Origin of the sequence: Fictibacillus arsenicus (genome assembly GCF_001999465.1) — a bacterium.
Lineage (GTDB): Bacteria > Bacillota > Bacilli > Bacillales > Fictibacillaceae > Fictibacillus > Fictibacillus arsenicus.
In genome coordinates, this window is sequence record NZ_MQMF01000001.1 from 17,659 (window position 1) to 35,577 (window position 17,919).

17 protein-coding genes are annotated in these 17,919 nt (G+C 39.5%); all 17 read right to left on the reverse strand.

Annotation, left to right across the window (positions count from 1 at the left end):
• The 17 genes from yqfD to lepA all read right to left on the reverse strand — a co-directional run bounded on the left by yqfD (position 1) and on the right by lepA (position 17,812).
• Complete coding sequence (gene yqfD / locus UN64_RS00095) at positions 1 to 1,194, reverse strand: sporulation protein YqfD (protein WP_077359099.1); 1,194 nt, start codon at positions 1,192 to 1,194, stop codon at positions 1 to 3.
• Positions 1,195 to 1,220: 26 nt separating this feature from the next.
• On the reverse strand, positions 1,221 to 1,502 hold the full coding sequence (yqfC, locus tag UN64_RS00100) for a sporulation protein YqfC (protein WP_077359100.1): 282 nt from the start codon (positions 1,500 to 1,502) through the stop codon (positions 1,221 to 1,223).
• Between the two features lie 74 nt (positions 1,503 to 1,576).
• Positions 1,577 to 2,002 (reverse strand): hypothetical protein, encoded by a 426-nt coding sequence (locus tag UN64_RS00105; protein WP_077359101.1) that lies wholly within the window; start codon positions 2,000 to 2,002, stop codon positions 1,577 to 1,579.
• A gap of 2 nt (positions 2,003 to 2,004) precedes the next feature.
• Complete coding sequence (gene floA, locus UN64_RS00110; RefSeq protein WP_066291082.1) at positions 2,005 to 3,012, reverse strand: flotillin-like protein FloA; 1,008 nt, start codon at positions 3,010 to 3,012, stop codon at positions 2,005 to 2,007.
• A 16-nt stretch (positions 3,013 to 3,028) separates the two neighbouring features.
• Positions 3,029 to 4,363 carry an NfeD family protein gene (locus UN64_RS00115; protein WP_425590091.1) on the reverse strand — a complete coding sequence of 445 codons (1,335 nt, stop codon included), beginning with the start codon at positions 4,361 to 4,363 and terminating at the stop codon, positions 3,029 to 3,031.
• A 566-nt stretch (positions 4,364 to 4,929) separates the two neighbouring features.
• The gene (locus UN64_RS00120) at positions 4,930 to 5,373 is read right to left on the reverse strand and encodes a GatB/YqeY domain-containing protein (RefSeq protein WP_077359103.1); all 444 of its coding nucleotides are present in this window, start codon (positions 5,371 to 5,373) and stop codon (positions 4,930 to 4,932) included.
• A 14-nt stretch (positions 5,374 to 5,387) separates the two neighbouring features.
• A complete protein-coding gene (gene rpsU, locus UN64_RS00125; RefSeq protein ID WP_007202240.1) occupies positions 5,388 to 5,561 on the reverse strand; it encodes a 30S ribosomal protein S21 in 174 nt (57 codons plus the stop codon).
• A gap of 138 nt (positions 5,562 to 5,699) precedes the next feature.
• Complete coding sequence (deoC, locus tag UN64_RS00130; protein WP_066291090.1) at positions 5,700 to 6,374, reverse strand: deoxyribose-phosphate aldolase; 675 nt, start codon at positions 6,372 to 6,374, stop codon at positions 5,700 to 5,702.
• A gap of 121 nt (positions 6,375 to 6,495) precedes the next feature.
• Positions 6,496 to 7,848 (reverse strand): tRNA (N(6)-L-threonylcarbamoyladenosine(37)-C(2))-methylthiotransferase MtaB, encoded by a 1,353-nt coding sequence (mtaB, locus tag UN64_RS00135; RefSeq protein ID WP_077359104.1) that lies wholly within the window; start codon positions 7,846 to 7,848, stop codon positions 6,496 to 6,498.
• A 5-nt stretch (positions 7,849 to 7,853) separates the two neighbouring features.
• A complete protein-coding gene (locus UN64_RS00140; RefSeq protein ID WP_077359105.1) occupies positions 7,854 to 8,606 on the reverse strand; it encodes a 16S rRNA (uracil(1498)-N(3))-methyltransferase in 753 nt (250 codons plus the stop codon).
• 18 nt (positions 8,607 to 8,624) lie between these two features.
• A complete protein-coding gene (prmA, locus tag UN64_RS00145; RefSeq protein WP_077359106.1) occupies positions 8,625 to 9,566 on the reverse strand; it encodes a 50S ribosomal protein L11 methyltransferase in 942 nt (313 codons plus the stop codon).
• A 37-nt stretch (positions 9,567 to 9,603) separates the two neighbouring features.
• On the reverse strand, positions 9,604 to 10,716 hold the full coding sequence (gene dnaJ / locus UN64_RS00150) for a molecular chaperone DnaJ (protein ID WP_077359107.1): 1,113 nt from the start codon (positions 10,714 to 10,716) through the stop codon (positions 9,604 to 9,606).
• A gap of 475 nt (positions 10,717 to 11,191) precedes the next feature.
• Positions 11,192 to 13,015, reverse strand: coding sequence for a molecular chaperone DnaK (gene dnaK / locus UN64_RS00155; RefSeq protein WP_077359108.1), 1,824 nt, complete (start codon positions 13,013 to 13,015; stop codon positions 11,192 to 11,194).
• Positions 13,016 to 13,044: 29 nt separating this feature from the next.
• On the reverse strand, positions 13,045 to 13,629 hold the full coding sequence (gene grpE / locus UN64_RS00160) for a nucleotide exchange factor GrpE (RefSeq protein ID WP_077359109.1): 585 nt from the start codon (positions 13,627 to 13,629) through the stop codon (positions 13,045 to 13,047).
• A 22-nt stretch (positions 13,630 to 13,651) separates the two neighbouring features.
• Positions 13,652 to 14,677, reverse strand: a complete 1,026-nt coding sequence (gene hrcA / locus UN64_RS00165; RefSeq protein WP_077359110.1) for a heat-inducible transcriptional repressor HrcA — start codon at positions 14,675 to 14,677, stop codon at positions 13,652 to 13,654.
• An 80-nt stretch (positions 14,678 to 14,757) separates the two neighbouring features.
• A complete protein-coding gene (gene hemW, locus UN64_RS00170; RefSeq protein ID WP_077359111.1) occupies positions 14,758 to 15,903 on the reverse strand; it encodes a radical SAM family heme chaperone HemW in 1,146 nt (381 codons plus the stop codon).
• 73 nt (positions 15,904 to 15,976) lie between these two features.
• Positions 15,977 to 17,812 (reverse strand): translation elongation factor 4, encoded by a 1,836-nt coding sequence (lepA, locus tag UN64_RS00175; RefSeq protein ID WP_077359112.1) that lies wholly within the window; start codon positions 17,810 to 17,812, stop codon positions 15,977 to 15,979.
• Between the last annotated feature and the right edge of the window lie 107 nt (positions 17,813 to 17,919).

The window sequence follows — 17,919 nt, forward strand, 5'->3', positions numbered from 1 at the left end:
TCATTCTCCTTGTTGGATAGGTATAGGTTGTTCAGATGCAATATTTTCAATTACTTTGTAGAGCATCGTTAGTTTTACTTTACCATTCGAGACCTTTTGTTGCCAAACTTTTTCACCTTTAATTTTTGCATCTTCAGGCAGTTTTTTAAGCAATTCTTTTTTAGCCATCTTTTTCCCGACCTCGATAGCTTCTGCTTTCGTGTAAGACCGTTTTACTCCGTCAGTTTCCCGGATCTCTTTTTTTATATAAGAAACAGGTAATTTCCATTTAGCCAGATATAGAGGACTTTCATTTAGTGTTTCCGTTTTATCCTGAAATTCTCCATCAGAAAATCCATAAATCGGAATATCTAGTCCAAATAAAGAAACATAATGTCTATTTTCAAACTTTCCTGTGTACGTTTGAAAAGAAGTATTTAAAGGGATTTCAACCCTGGTTTCATACCAGACTTCACCAAAGATCTCTCCTTTTGCACTTACAAGTTCCGGTTTCTTTTCTTTGCCTATATATCCTGACACTAATAAAGTTCCCTTTCGAACATAATCATTTACAGTTACTACTGGTTGTCCTTTTTCAACGAATAAAGAATGGATAACTGCTTGCTTAGTAGCGACGAGATGCCTCGGCCCTGTAATTAGTTTTTCCTTCGGTATCTCTTTTTCAACGACTTCAAATCGATACGATGTCCCATACTGTGTAACGCCTATCCAAGTAACGTTTCCCATTTTTTCTGTCAGCTGTCTTTGGACCTCTCGTACATTCGGCAGCAAGAAAATAAACTTTCCTTTTTTAACGCCTATTTCTAATGCTGCTTTTCGAAGTTCATATTCAGTTTTAGGATTTGCGCCGATGACATTAATATTCCAAATCATATTAGATAATAAAAATAGAATGAAAATAAATGAGACCATGCCCAGCATAAATCCATTTCTTTTCCACATTTTTTTAAGCAGAAACGGCGTTCCCTTTTTTTCCTTAATCCTAATTTTCAGCTTGTTTTGTTTTAAAATGGCTTTTGCTCTCTGGACATCCGGAACGGAGATTGATACATGTACTCGATCACCATCGATAGGTTTGATGTCCCAAATTTGTATTCCTGACTGAATACAAGTGTTGATAAAAGAGCTGGACTCTTGTCCAATAATTTCTATTCTCACATATCCTTTAAAATTATTGCCCCATTTGCTTTTCATATTGTCCCTCCATATCCTAGAAAGTTTTAATCGTTTTCAAAATCCACTGAAGAGATGGTTCCTTCTAATAGAATCTCTTCTGGAAGTATGGTTTTAATGACAAATTCTCTTCCTGAAATGACGAGCGTACCATGCTTCAATTTGAGCTTAAGCTGTTCATTGGAAAAAGCTTTTACGCCCCTGTGATTTTCTATATAAATGTGTAGTTGTCCAATCATCGTGATCCGGGGTAAATCCATTACTACGTCTGCTGGTAACTCAAGGTTCTGCATCATCCATTTGCTTACTTGCTGCCGCAATTTTCCCATAAAAAAACCCCCTCTCTCCATTTTTATGAGAGAAGGGGGCAAACTATCACTTTATTTCTTTGTTTTGCTTTCAGTTACATTCGTTTTTGCAATGCTTTGGGCTTTGAAAGAATTTCTGACCAAATTACCGCTTTTTGAAGTTCTTTTTGATCTGCTTTAAAACTGCCCAGAATCGCTTCTTCTTTATCCTGATAACGATTCGATCCATTGCTGCTTTGCTTTATTTCCTCATATCGCTTACTAATCGCCTCTTTCCTGCCGGGTTTCTTTTCCGGAGAAATAGCAATCTCTCTTTCAAGCTCACTCACTGTTTCACGCGGAACTCCAAATGGAGAAGCTTGTTCTTTAGGCCGTTCATTCTTCCGCTTAGCCGGGGCAGATTTATTCGTATCCTTTGTATCGTTCAATCTTTTAAAGAAGCTGTATAATCCGCCAGCGATAATAATGACAAAAGCGATATTTGCTATCAGAATATCAATAATCGCTTCAATGATATTCATATTTACATTTTCCGTCCTTTATCATCGTTCTCTTTATCTGGATTAGAAGACTTACTGATCGATTCTCTCATGGTTGTATCTGCCATAATGTTCTTCATGTTCATGTAATCCATAAAGCCCATATTGCCCGAACGAAGTGCTTCTGCTAAAGCCATCGGTACTTCCGCTTCCGCTTCCACAACTTTGGCTCTCATTTCCTGTACTCTTGCTTTCATTTCTTGTTCGTTTGCAACTGCCATCGCGCGTCTTTCTTCTGCTTTTGCCTGTGCTATATTCTTATCAGCCATCGCTTGATCTGTTTGCAGTTCTGCACCAATATTTTTGCCGATATCAATATCAGCAATATCAATCGAAAGAATTTCAAATGCTGTTCCTGCATCTAGACCTTTTGAAAGGACAGTTTGAGAAATCATATCAGGATTCTCAAGTACTTTTTTATGTGTTTCAGAAGAACCGATTGTACTAACTATACCTTCACCGACCCGGGCGATGATTGTTTCTTCACCAGCACCACCTACAAGACGGTCAATATTTGCTCTTACTGTAATTCTTGCTTTAGCTTTCACTTCAATCCCATCCAAAGCTACACCTGCGATAAAAGGCGTTTCAATCACTTTTGGATTAACACTCATCTGTACAGCTTCAAGCACATCACGTCCAGCCAAATCGATCGCTGCCGCTCTTTCAAAGCTAAGCTCGATGTTAGCACGGTGGGCAGCAATCAATGCATTTACTACACGGTCAACGTTTCCTCCTGCAAGATAATGACTCTCAAGCTGATTTGTACTTAATTCTAATCCCGCTTTTACCGCTTTAATCAATGGATTTACGACGCGGTTTGGAATTACCCTTCTTAATCTCATCCCTACTAAGGTAAAGATACCTACTCTTACTCCTGCAGCCAAGGCAGAAATCCAAAGCATGACCGGAACAAAAGTAAACAATACTGCTAAAGCAATTACGATTAAACCGATTATTACAATACTTGCAATCGAACTAAGTTCTAACATTAACAACACACTCCATTCATTCTTTATTTTGGGCCAGCCTTACTACGACACGGCCTCCGCTAACTTTTACAATTTTAACTTTTTCATTTTTTCCAATAAAAGAACCTTCAGATACAACATCAATATACTCGTCATCTATTTTCACACTGCCCGCTGGCCGTAATGGTGTAGCAGTAATACCTGTCTTTCCGGTAAGATCAATACGCTCACTGTGGGAAAGGTATCCTTTTTCAGAACTTGTTGAATCGAAGAGCACCAAACGTTTTAGCGGTCCATTATAGCCAAACGAGCGGATGAAGAAGTATGAGCCAATGATTGTTACAATTATCGCTATAGCAATCGCGAGCAGGATCCCTGATAAAGAACCTCCTGCAAGTATCAAACCAGTTAACATGGCTACCACCCCAATTATGCCCATAATACCTCCGGGCAAAAATATCTCCATTATGATTAATATAAATCCTATCACGAACAAAATGATTGCTTCCCAGCCTGCTAAACCAGCTATCATATGACCATAGAAAAACAAAAATAATGACAGTGCTCCTATGGATCCTGCAATACCAAACCCTGGTGTGTATAATTCAAGTACAAGTCCTAAGCTGCCTAAAGAAAGCAGGATCGGCACGATAACTGGATTTGTTACAAAACGGGCTATTTTATCAGCGAAAGTTGGTTCCGATTCTAAAACCTTTGCATTTTCCAAGTCTAAATAGGCTAATAGTTCTTGTCGATCCTCAGCAATCTTTTCAGCATAGCCTACTTTTAAAGCTTCGCTTGCTGTTAAGGTCAGAAGATCACCTTTCTTCAATTCAAGCTCTGGAATTTCAACATCTGGATCGACCATTGCCTCTGCATATAATGGATCCCGATCGTTAAGTTCTGCTGCAGCCAGCATCTCTGCCTTCCATGCTGATTCTGCTTTTTGCCCCGCTGCATTTCCCTGACTGTCTATAACAGCAGCTGAACCAATCGTAGTAGAAGGTTTCATAACGATGTCATCTGCATTCAAAGCTATATAAGCACCAGCAGAAAAAGCATTTTTCACAACGTAGGCAGTAATAGGTATGTCTGTTTCCCTCATCAATTTTGCTATATGTATTGCTGCGTCTACCCTTCCGCCTGGAGTATAGATCTCGAGTACGATATGATCAGTACCATCGTCTTCCGCTTTTTTAATATTTCTTTCTAAAAAAGCCTCAAGACCTCTTTCTACTTCATGCTCCACAGGTATAAATGTTACCGTTTTCCCTTTACCAGCTGAAAAAACTTGCTGATTAGATATTAAACCGTAAAATCCCCATATAAAACATAAGGTATAGATCAGCAATCGGGCCCTTTTCACGAAAATCCCCCCTTCTCCTTCTATTTTACGTTAATTTGTGGGAAAAGTTTCAATAAAAAGTTGTTTGCGCAGACTTTGTTGTTATTTTAGAAGGCTGTTTTCTAATCATTGTACCAATTGAAGCAGTGGATAAAGTGTACAAGTACTGTTACAGGGTAAAAGCTAATTTTTACATGGTAATCTGGAATTATTCCATTGTAATCACCAAAAATTCCACACATAAAGAAATTTATCGAATTTTCGACAAGTACAAACTAAAGACGTCATTCTCATGGTTTTAAAGCTTTCTTATCTTAGTTCTTTTCTGAAAGATTGTTGCTTACAAAATATTTTTTCTTTAACTTCATTGATAAGTTGATTGGAGTGCAAGGTGCGAGACTCCTGCGGGACCAGTGGGACAGGTGAGACTCCTAATGGCGCTAAGCGCCAAGGAGGCTCACCGCCCGCCCCGCGGAAAGCGCGCACCTGGAACGGAAATCAACTACTTTCACATAAAACGATAAAGATTTGCGAAAAAAGCTTTTAAAATAAGAAAACGCCCTGTATAAATACAGAGCGTTTGTCAATTTCAATTATGATAATTGTTGCTGCACTATACGGTTAACGAGACCGCCATCGGCTTTCCCTTTAACTTTAGGCATCAGTGCACCCATAACTTTACCCATATCAGCTTTAGAAGCAGCCCCAGTTTCTGAAATTGTTTGAGCAACAATTTCATGAAGTTCTTCTTCAGTCAGCTGTTTAGGAAGATATGGCGTAAGAACAGCTATTTCATCTTGAAGACCAGCGACTAAATCTTCGCGGCCAGCTTTTTCGAATTCTTGGAGGGAGTCTTTTCTTTGTTTCATCTCGCGTGCAAGCACAGTGAGCTCTTCTTCCTCATTTAATTCGCGTCCATGTTTGATGGCCTCATTTTGAAGAGATGCCTTCAACATACGAATTACAGAAAGCTTTTGCTTATCTTTGTTCTTCATCGCTTGCTTCATGTCTTGATTTAATGCATCAAGAAGACTCATATCTTACACCTCTCTTAGAACTTACGCTTTCTTGCTGCCTCAGCCTTCTTCTTTCGCTTTACGCTTGGCTTTTCATAATGCTTGCGCTTTTTAACTTCAGCCAATGTTCCATCTTTGGAAACGGATCTTTTAAAACGACGAAGAGCATCATCAATGGATTCGTTCTTGCGAACACGTGTTTCTGCCATTTGTATTTCCCTCCCTCCAGACCACCCTTACAAAAATCGTAAGAATGCGTCACATATCTTTTGCCATTATAATATATCCGCGTCATGCGGTCAACTTAATTTGAACAGGCAGTTCAGGAGAGATTTTTTGCTTATTGCTTAATAGTCTGAAGTAGATGTTCCGCCTTCAACAATCGCAATACCTGCACTAGCTCCAATACGTGTAGCACCTGCTTCAATCATTGCTAAGGCTGTTTCACGGTCACGAACAGCACCTGAAGCTTTCACACCAATGTTAGGACCAACAGTTTCACGCATTAGCTTAATATCTTCTGCTGTAGCTCCGCCAGTTGAGAAACCAGTTGAAGTTTTAACAAAATCAATTCCTGCTTTTACAGCGATCTCACACGCTTTAACTTTTTCTTCGTCAGTTAAAAGAGCTGTTTCAATGATCGCTTTCGTTAACGCCTTGCCTTTTGCAGCTTCTACAACAGCACGAACATCTTGTTCAACAAGCTCGTAGTTACCATCTTTTAAAGCGCCGATGTTAATTACCATATCAACTTCAGTTGCACCATTTTCAATAGCATTTTTTGTTTCGAACGCTTTTACTTCAGGAGTGTTTGCACCAAGAGGGAATCCGATAACTGTACAAACTGCTACGTCTGAATCTTTTAGTTGTTCGAATGCTGTATAAACCCAAGTAGGGTTAACACATACAGAAAAGAAATTATATTTTTTAGCTTCCTCACAAAGAGTCAAAATTTCTTTCTTTGTAGTTTCTGCTTTTAAAGCGGTGTGATCAATCATTCTTGCAACGTTTAAATTGCTCATAAAAACAATCCTTTCTGAACTTAAAAATTAAATACCGTAGTATCATACCAAAATATTTATGATAAATCGAGCAGCTTTTATACAGCCCTATAAAAAACATCCTGAAATGAATTCCAGGATGTTAGCTTGAAACAGCTTGCTTTAAAACTTCTTCCATTTCTTGTTTAACAAATATACCTTTATTATAAGGATACCCAGCTTCTGTGATTTTCACTTTTACTAATTTGCCAATCATTTCTTCATTACCTTCGAAGACTACCTTTAGATAGTTTGGCGTGTATCCTACAAATAAATGCTTACCTGGTTCGTCCTTAAACTCTTCTTCAGGAATGACTTCAACTACCGTGTCTTCATAATCTGATGCATATTCTTTAGCTAATTGATCAGATAGAGAAATCAATTTATGAACACGTTCGTTCTTTATGTCTTCAGGAACCTGATTTTCCATTTTAGCAGCAGGTGTACCCGTACGTTTTGAATAGGGGAACACATGAAGCTCCATAAATTTATGATTTTCAATGAAACGATACGTTTCCATAAATTCTTCTTCTGTCTCTCCTGGAAAACCTACAATGACATCAGATGTAATGGCAAGCCCTGGCAAAGCTTCTTTTAACCTGTCAAGACGTTCACCGAACATTTCCATTGAATACTTTCTTCTCATTCGCTGAAGAACCGTATTTGAACCTGATTGTAAAGGAATATGCAGATGAGGAACAACTTTTTCAGAATTACCCATCACCTCAATCACTTCATCTGTGATCTGGCTCGCCTCAATTGATGAAATACGGATACGTTTAAGTCCTGCAATATTCTCATCGAGATCACGGAGCAATTTAGCAAAAGAATAATCTTTCATATCTTCGCCATAACCTGCAGTGTGGATTCCCGTTAGAACGATTTCTTTATAGCCTGAATCCACTAATTGCTGTGCTTGAGACAGAACATCTTCTGGTTTTCTTGAACGCAGTAATCCTCTTGCCCAAGGTATGATGCAGAAAGTACAGAAGTTATTGCAGCCTTCCTGAATCTTTAAAGATGCTCTAGTTCTGTCAGTAAATGCTGGTACGTCTAATTCTTCATATACTCTAGCCTTCATGATGTTAGATACACCATTAATAGGCATTCTTTCTTCTTGGTATTGCTGAATGTACGTAAGCATCTTGGACCGATCTTGTGTGCCGACAACAACATCTACTCCAGGTATAGCCATAATTTCAGCAGGTGAGGTTTGAGCATAGCATCCTGTAACACAAATGACTGCTTCAGGATTTTTTCTTATTGCACGTCTAATTACCTGCCGGCTTTTTTTATCACCTGTATTAGTAACCGTACAAGTATTAATAACATAAACATCGGCGGAACTGTCAAAATCAGTTCGTTCATAGCCTTCTGACTGAAACAGCTGCCAGATTGCTTCTGTTTCGTAATGATTGACTTTACAGCCTAAAGTATGAAAAGCAACAGATGGCATTTTCATCACCCCTTTAATTCAAAATGATAAGAAATAGCAGATAAAATATATAATGGGGCTGTTTCGGTCCTTAAGATTCTCGGACCCAGTCCACATAGTTCAAATCCATGTTCTTGAAGGACCATCGCTTCTTTTTCGCTTATCCCGCCTTCTGGACCAATAACGCAAAGAAGTTTATCTCCTTTTGCAATCTTCTTTAAAGCAGAAGAAAAACGACTGTATTCTTGCTGTTTAGCTTCTTCTTCATATGCAACGATTTTTATATTATACTGTTCTGCTATTTTTAGCAAATCAGCAAAAGACCCAGGATTTATAATCTCTGGAATCTTGCTTCTATGCGATTGTTCAGCTGCTTCTTTAGCGATTTTTTCTAAACGTTCCTTCTTTTTAGCCGCTTTTTTATCATCCCATTTCGCAACTGAACGGTCAGCAGAAAAAGGGAAAAAGGTTGAAGCACCAAGCTCTGTTCCTTTTTGAACGATGAATTCAAGTTTATCTGCTTTCGGAAGGCCTTGTGCAATGGTAACAGAAACCGGCAACTCAGAGTCTAATTCCAGCTCATTTACAGCGCGCGCTTCTACAACGTTCCCGCCAAGGTCAAGTATTTCACAAACAGCGGACCTGCTATGGTTGTCACAGCATATAATGGTGTCTCCCGGCTGCATTCTCATAACCTTAGAAATATGTTTCGCATCTTCATCTTTTATGAAAACACGGTCATTTTCCCAGCTTGCAGCGGGAACAAAATACCTTTGCATTTAGAGCACTTCCTATTCTTATTTCTGATTTTGAGCGACAATCGCCACCCAATCTTCCATCTCCAAGATTTCAACAATCCTAAATCCTTGCTGTTCTAGCTTCGTTTTTACGTCACGCTTCTTCCCTTGAATGATGCCTGAAGTAATGAAATAACCGCCTGGTTTTAATACTTTAGCAGCATCATCGACGAATAAAAGAATAATTTCTGCAAGAAGATTGCCGACAATAAGATCTGCAGGACCTGATATCCCTTTCAGTAAATCATTTTGATCAACATGAACTTTATTATGCACTTTATTCAGCTTTACATTTAATCGGGCACTGTTTACTGCCACTTCATCCAAATCATAAGCATCAACCTTGCCTGCACCGAGCATTGCAGATGCAATACTTAATACACCCGATCCCGTTCCAACGTCAATTACTGAATCGCCTTCTTGGATATATTTTTCGATTGCTTGCAGACTCATGACAGTGGTGGGATGAGTCCCAGTTCCAAACGCCATTCCTGGATCCAATTCAATAATTAACTCGTCAGAATGGACAGGTACGTACTCCTCCCAAGTCGGTGTAATCGTAATCCGCTTAGATATCTTGACTGGCTTATAATATTTTTTCCAAGCAGTTGCCCATTCTTCTTCGTTCACTTCAGATATTGAAATGGTATTCGCGCCAATATCGATATCGTATTTCACAAGGTTTGTAATAGCCTGCTTAATCTCTTCAACGGTTTCTCCTAAAAAGCTATTTACAGGAAGGTATGCTTTTAAAATGACACCTTCAGAAGGATAGTCAGAAGGATTTAGCTGATAGATTTCACCAAATACGGATTGGCGCTCTTTTGAGAGATCATCCACATCCTCGATCACAACTCCGCTTGCTCCTGCTTCATGCAAAATATTTGATACTGGTTCAACAGCTTCCTGCGTAGTGTGGATGCTAATTTCTGACCATTTCATCATATCAACTCCGTTTTTAAGATTAAGAAGGTTTCTTTTACTCACCTTTAAAAGCACGTTTTACTTTATCAAAAAATCCATCTTGCTGCTCATCTGGCAGACTGCCGCTTATTTCAGAGAAATCTCGAAGCAGCTGCTTTTGTTTTTCTGTTAAGTTTTTAGGTGTAACAACTTTCACTTGAATATGCTGATCTCCCTGACCGCGTCCATGAACATTCTTCACGCCTTTTCCTCTCAGCCTGAAGTGAGTTCCAGTTTGTGTACCAGCAGGAATCTTCAACTTTACTTTACCGTACAGAGTAGGTACTTCTATTTCATCACCTAATGCAGCCTGAACAAATGTTAAAGGCATTTCACAATAGATATCATCTCCGTCACGCTCGAAAAATTCATGATCAGCCACTTGGAAAACAACATAAAGATCACCGGCAGGACCACCGTTCACTCCAGGTTCACCATGTCCTGACATACGGATTTGCTGACCATTATCTACACCTGCAGGAACTTTTACGGAAAGTTTTTTATTCTTGCGTACTTTTCCTGCTCCATGGCATGTATTACATTTTTCTTTAATAATTTTCCCTTTACCACTGCAATGATTACATACTCTTCTATTAACAATGCGTCCAAATGGAGTGTTTTGCTCAACATTCAGCTGGCCGCTGCCATTACAGTGTGAACATGTTTCTGGTTTAGTGCCTGCTTTAGCTCCTGAACCATGACACGTACCGCATGTTTCTTCAGTTGGAATCTGAATCTCAGTTTCCTTGCCAAACACAGCTTCTTCAAATGAGAGACGAAGCCCATATTGAAGGTCGTTTCCTTGCCGAGGTGCGTTTGGATTTCGTCTTCCTCCGCCACCGCCAAAGAACATATCAAAAATATCGCCAAATCCTTCAAAGCCAGCTCCCGCTCCACCGAAACCTTGATTAGGGTCAGTATGCCCAAATTGGTCGTAGTGTGCTTTTTTCTGTGGATCGCTTAGCGTTTCATATGCTTCTTTTACTTCTTTAAACTTAGTTTCCGCATCTGCCTCTTTGTTCACATCAGGGTGATACTGTCTGGCAAGCTTACGGTATGCTTTTTTCACCTCGTCATTGGAGGCGTTCTTATCTAATCCAAGTACTTCGTAATAATCTCTTTTACTCATAATAGGACACTCCCGAATTCTCACATAAAAATTATCTTACCATTGAATACCACCTGACTCAAGACGAAACTGCAAACAACAGCGAGTCAAGAGTCTGTATAAAAACCATTGCTTTTCAGGCTCTTCTCTAAAAAGATTATTTCTTTCGGCCGCTCCATTGACCAGTTGATTAGAGTGGAAGGTGCGTGCCTACCACATGAGAAGCTTCTCGCAAGGCAAGCGACGAGGAAGCTCACATCGGTAACAATTACTTGTAGACGCAGGAGCAAGGATACTACTTCCATGAAGCGGGACAGGTGAGACTCCTAATGGTGCAAAGCGCCCAGGAGGCTCACCGCACGCCCCGCGGAAAGCGAGCATCTTGGAACGGAAATCAACCACTTCCAAGAGCATCAAAGTTTTGCAAAACAAGCCTTTTCAGAAAAAAAGTCAAAGTCAAGATATCCTGACTTTGACTTTTTATTGCTAGTTTTTTTTATTTTTTATCGTCGTTTACTTCTTCATAATCAGCATCTACGATATTATCATCAGCTTTTCCTTCTGTACCACCTTGTTGAGCTTGTGCTTGTTGTGATGCTTGCTCATAAAGTTTAACAGATAGCTGCTGTACAATTTCACTTAATGCTTCTTTTTCTTTCTTAATCTCTTCGATGTCATTGCCTTCAAGAGCTTTCTTCAAGCTCTCTTTAGCTTCTTCTGCTTTTTTAACTTCCGCTTCATCTACTTTGCCTTCAAGGTCTTTCAATGTTTTACCAACTGTGAATACAAGCTGATCTGCTTCGTTTCTTGTGTCAATCTCTTCACGTTTCTTCTTGTCAGCTTCAGCATTTTCCTCAGCGTCTTTTACCATGCGTTCAATCTCATCATCAGAAAGTCCAGTAGAAGACTTAATCGTAATTGATTGTTCTTTGTTCGTACCAAGATCTTTCGCACGTACATTAACGATACCATTTGCATCGATATCGAAACTTACTTCGATTTGAGGTACGCCGCGTGGTGCTGGAGGAATCTCAGATAATTGGAATCTTCCCAGAGTCTTGTTGTGTGCAGCCATCTCACGCTCACCTTGCAGAACATGGATGTCTACAGATGTCTGGTTGTCAGCAGCTGTTGAAAACACTTGTGATTTAGAAGTAGGGATCGTTGTGTTTCTGTCGATCAATCTTGTGAACACGCCACCCATCGTTTCGATACCAAGTGAAAGAGGTGTAACGTCAAGAAGAACAACATCTTTAACATCTCCAGCTAGAACTCCACCTTGGATCGCAGCTCCAAGTGCTACTACCTCATCTGGGTTAACTCCTTTGTGAGGCTCTTTGCCAGTAAACTTTTTGATCGCTTCTTGAACTGCAGGGATACGTGTTGATCCACCTACAAGAATAACTTTATCAATGTCAGATGGCGACATTCCAGCATCGTTTAATGCCTGGCGTGTAGGTCCCATCGTACGTTCAACTAAATCAGAAGATAAATCTTCAAATTTAGCACGTGATAAGTTTAGCTCTAAGTGCTTAGGACCAGACGCATCAGCTGTGATAAACGGTAAAGAAATCTGAGTAGAAGTTACTCCTGAAAGATCTTTTTTCGCTTTTTCAGCTGCGTCTTTTAAGCGTTGAAGGGCCATTTTATCTTTAGAAAGATCAATGCCATTCTCTTTCTTAAATTCACTTACTAAATAATCAATAATTACTTGGTCAAAATCATCTCCGCCAAGTTTATTGTCACCAGAAGTTGCCTTAACTTCAAAGAAACCATCGCCTAGTTCAAGGATTGATACGTCGAACGTACCTCCACCAAGGTCAAACACAAGAATCGTTTGGTCTTCATCTTTTTCAAGACCATAAGCTAGTGCTGCTGCAGTAGGCTCGTTAACAATACGCTCAACTTGCAGACCAGCAATCTGTCCAGCATCTTTAGTAGCTTGGCGCTGTGCATCGTTGAAATAAGCTGGTACAGTAATTACAGCTCTTTCAACTTTTTCTCCAAGGTAATCTTCAGCATGAGATTTTAGCTTCTGTAAAATGATCGCAGAAATCTCTTGAGGAGTATAGTCTTTTCCTTCTACTGTTTCTTTATGGTCAGTACCCATATAACGCTTGATGGACATAATTGTGTTTGGGTTTGTAACAGCTTGTCGCTTCGCTACTTCTCCAACTGAACGGTCTCCATCTTTAAAAGCTACAACAGATGGTGTTGTACGGTTGCCTTCCGGGTTAGGAATTACTACCGCTTCTCCACCCTCCATAACAGCTACACAAGAGTTTGTTGTACCTAAGTCAATACCGATGATTTTACTCATGTTTTTCCCTCCATATTTATATGTAGTTTTTATGCGTTTACTTTTACCATAGCAGGACGTATAACACGGTCCTTTAACATATAGCCTTTTTGCAATTCTTCAATAACAGTGTTTGACTCATACTCTGAATCCTCCACTTGCATTACAGCTTGGTGCATATTTGGATCAAACTTTTCACCAACTGTTGGTACTTCTGTTAGACCTTCTTGCTTTAACACATCAGCTAACTGGCGATATACCATTTCCATTCCTTGAATCAGGGTCTTGGCTTGTTCGTTCGTAGCTTCAGTCTTCAAAGCACGCTCAAAGTTATCTAGAGCAGGTAATAATTGTTCGACCAGACTTTGAGATTTATATTTTAGGCTAGCTGCCTGTTCTTCTCTTGTACGGCGGCGGAAATTATCATAATCCGCTTGCAGGCGAAGATTCTTTTGGCTCATTTCTTCTAGCTTGGATTCAAGCTCCTGAATTCGCTGCTGATCTTCTGTCAGTGTTTCTTCAACTGATTCTTCAGAAACGTTATTTTCTTGAACTTCTTCTTCAACTGCTGCATTTACTGTTTCTTCGTTTAAATCAGTCTCTGTTTGGTTCTGTGTTGTTTCCTCTTTGTTCATGCTTTCACCTCCCTAAAATGCATTACTTAGAAAAATCATTTAATCGATTCGTCATTTCCCTTGATAAAGAATCAAGCAACGAAATCACTCTTTTGTATTCCATTCTTGTCGGACCGATTAACGAGATCGTACCGATATGTTTGCCGTGCATCGTGTAAGAAGCATTAATAACACTGCAATTCTTCATCGCTTCATGTTCGTTCTCCGTACCGATTTTAACCGTTACACCTTTTTCAGTAGAAGAAACAAGCTTCTCCATCAAGTCGCGTGTTTCTAAAAAGTCTAACAGCGGCCGCACCTTATCAAGATCTCTAAACTCTGGCTGGGATAGCATATTTGTTTTCCCGCCGTAAAACAGCTTTTCCTTTTTGCTCCACAAAAGAAGCTGATCCAGGAAAACGCTCATATTTTGATAATCCTTCAGATGTTTTTTAAATACAGCTGACAGTTCCATCTGAATTCTGCTGTTAAGCTCTATTAATCGCACACCTGCAAGTCTTTCATTCAGAATATTAACAAGCTTCTCCAAATCGGACGGCTCGATAGAATTCGGCAGCACAATCTGTCTGTTTTCAACATGACCTGTGTTCGTTACAAATATCGCCACGGCCATCTGTGATGACAAAGGAATGATCTGCATGTGCCGTAGTTTCATATCAAGAGCGTTCGGACCAAGAACTACAGAAGTATAGTTTGTTAAATCTGATAAGATTTTTGCCGATTGGTCAAATAATACTTCAGCTTCTTGAACCTTTTCAGTAGATAAAAGTTCAGTTCTGTCCATTTCGTTTGGCGAAACAGATAATGAAGGCAGCAGGTGATCCACATAGAACCGATAGCCTTTTTCAGACGGAATTCTTCCAGAAGAAGTATGGGTTTTCTCTAAGAATCCAAGATCCTCAAGATCTGCCAGTTCATTGCGAATCGTGGCAGGACTGTAAGTAATGTCTTCTCTTTTAGAGATTGTACGGGAACCTACAGGCTCAACATGCTTAATGTAATCATCTATTAATACACGTAAGATATAGAGTTGGCGTTCCGATAACATCCCATCACCCCATTTGTTAGCACTCATTAGAAGCGAGTGCTAAATCTATAATATAAGTTACCAAAAGGTAGTCTTCGTTGTCAATCTAAAACTACACCAATAAATTCTTGGAATACTTCATTCCCGAGAGGTCTCCCATCTTTTGTGAGGAACAGCCTTCCATCAAGCTTTTCAAGCCAGCCTTTTTGTATCATTCTTTCAATGGGTTCTCTATATACTTCGAACATCGAACGGCCGTACCGATTAATAAAAACTTGATCTGAAACTCCTTCTTGTTTACGAAGACCCATAAACATTTCTTCTTCCATCTTTTCTGTAATCGGAACAGGATGCTCTTCTATATAAGGAAAGCCATGTTCCTCTATTAAATTCATATACTGCTTTAAAGGACCTGCGTTTCTTCTTCTAGTACCTTCAACATAACTGTGAGCACCTGCTCCAATCCCAAAATATTCGTTATTGTTCCAGTATTGGAGATTGTGCTTGCTTTCAAATCCTGGAATAGCAAAATTACTGATCTCATATTGACGGTATCCCTTTTTATCGAGAGTTTCAATTAAATATTCGTACATAGCGGCTTCAAGCTCTTGATCTGGCAAGATGAGCTTACCTTTTTGGGCTAAATTATAGAATACTGTTTTCTTTTCAATCTGCAATGAGTAAGACGATATGTGCGGAACATCTAAAGCTAGCGCTTCGTCCACTGACTCCTTGAACATATCCATCGTTTGTCCTGGCAAACCAAACATCAAATCAATCGACATATTGTGTATTCCTGCTGCTTTAGCTTCAGCAACAGTTGAATACACGTCTTCCCTGTTATGTGTTCGGCCTAATTTTTTTAACAAAGATGATTGAAATGCTTGTACGCCTATACTCAGCCTGTTAACCCCGTTATCTTTTAGAACTGCGATTTTTTCTTTTGTTGTTTGTTCAGGATTCGCCTCAACAGTGAATTCTTTTACGGATTTGTTTCCTAACACTTCGTTTACATCATTTAAAAAGGTATTCAGTTGATTTTCACTTAAAGAAGTGGGGGTACCCCCTCCTACAAAAATCGTCTCCATTTCATAGCTCTTAAACTTGGAAGTCGTATTCAGCATCTCTTTTTTCATGGACGCTAAATACTCCTCTACTGGCTGCTGATGAATGAAAATCTTGTTAAAATCACAATAGTGACAAATTTGGACACAGAATGGTATATGAAGATATGCCGCTTTAAGCACGTTGTTCACCGCCTTTTATTCTCATAAATTGGGAAAGACCGCTAATATTGCCTTCGCGGTCTTATAATGGTTTTTATTTATTGTTATTAGTATCATCCATACGAAGAACGGCCATAAACGCTTCTTGCGGAACATCTACTCGACCAATTGTCTTCATTCGCTTCTTACCTTCTTTTTGCTTATCTAATAGCTTACGTTTACGTGAGATATCCCCGCCATAACATTTTGCTAAAACGTTCTTTCTTAATGCCTTGATGTTAGAACGAGCGACAATCTTCTGACCAATTGCAGCTTGGATTGGCACTTCAAACTGTTGACGCGGAATCAGTTCTTTTAGCTTTTCAACGACAACTTTACCACGCTCATATGCGAAGTCTTTATGAACAATAACAGACAATGCATCAATCTTTTCATTGTTCAGCAATATTTCCATTTTAACCAGCTTTGAAGGTTTATAACCAATCAACTCATAGTCAAGAGATGCGTACCCTTTTGTACTTGATTTTAACTGATCAAAGAAATCATACACGATCTCAGAAAGCGGAATCTCGTAAAGAACGTTTACGCGATTGTTTTCTAAATAATCCATCGTCATGAAGATACCGCGTTTCTTTTGGCAGATCTCCATAATCGTTCCGACATAATCATTCGGTGTCATGATTGAAGCTTTTACATAAGGTTCTTCAACAACAGAAATCTTCTGTGCTTCAGGCATATTTGCAGGGTTATCGACGACTATTTTTTCCCCATCCGTCATCGTAACGTTATAAATAACGCTTGGTGCTGTTGCGATTAGATCGATGTTAAATTCACGTTCAATACGTTCTTGAATGATCTCCATATGAAGAAGTCCTAAGAATCCGCATCGGAATCCAAATCCAAGTGCTTGAGATGTCTCTGGCTCATATTGAAGAGCGGAATCATTCAATACAAGTCGTTCTAACGCTTCACGAAGATCGTTGTACTTTGCCGTATCTACTGGATAGAGTCCGCAATATACCATTGGGTTCATCTTTCTATATCCTGGGAGTGGCTCTGTAGCCCCTTTTACGGCACTAGTAATTGTATCACCGACTTGTGTATCGCCAACATTTTTGATGGATGCCGTTAAGAATCCAACATCACCAACCGTTAAAAAGTCTTTCTGAACCGCTTTTGGAGTAAACACCCCTAGTTCAAGTACTTCAAACTCTTTGCCAGTTGCCATCATTTTGATCTTATCGCCGACCTTAACAGTTCCTTCTGCCACTCGAATATACGTAACTACGCCTCTATATGGATCATATAAAGAGTCGAAGATAAGTGCTTTCAGCGGACCTTCAGGATCACCTTGAGGAGCTGGCACTTTTGCTACAATCTGCTCTAGAATGTCTTGAATACCAATGCCTGCTTTCGCTGAAGCAAGTACTGCTTCTGATGCATCCAGTCCGATAACATCTTCAATCTCCTGGCGTACTCGCTCTGGCTCAGCACTCGGCAGGTCGATTTTGTTAATAACCGGCAATATTTCTAGATCATTCTCAAGCGCTAAATACACGTTCGCTAACGTTTGTGCTTCAATTCCTTGAGCAGCATCTACGATAAGCAACGCTCCCTCACAAGCTGCTAAGCTTCTAGACACCTCGTATGTAAAGTCTACGTGTCCTGGGGTATCGATCAAGTGAAACGTATAAATCTCACCATCTTTTGCTTTATATTGAAGCTGTACAGCATTTAATTTGATCGTAATTCCACGTTCACGTTCCAAATCCATGGAATCCAGCAGCTGTTCTTTCATTTCTCGCTGAGTTAATGCACTTGTTTCTTCTAAAATACGGTCAGCTAAAGTGGATTTTCCATGGTCGATATGTGCAATAATGGAAAAATTCCGTATTTTTGATTGTCTTTTTAATTTTTCTTCTCTATTCATTATACGTTCACTCCTACAATTTTAGGAAAAGTCACTAGCTTTGATTATAGCAATACAAGATACCTCTTTCAATCACAACCTGTAAAAATAGGGATTTGAACAAAAAA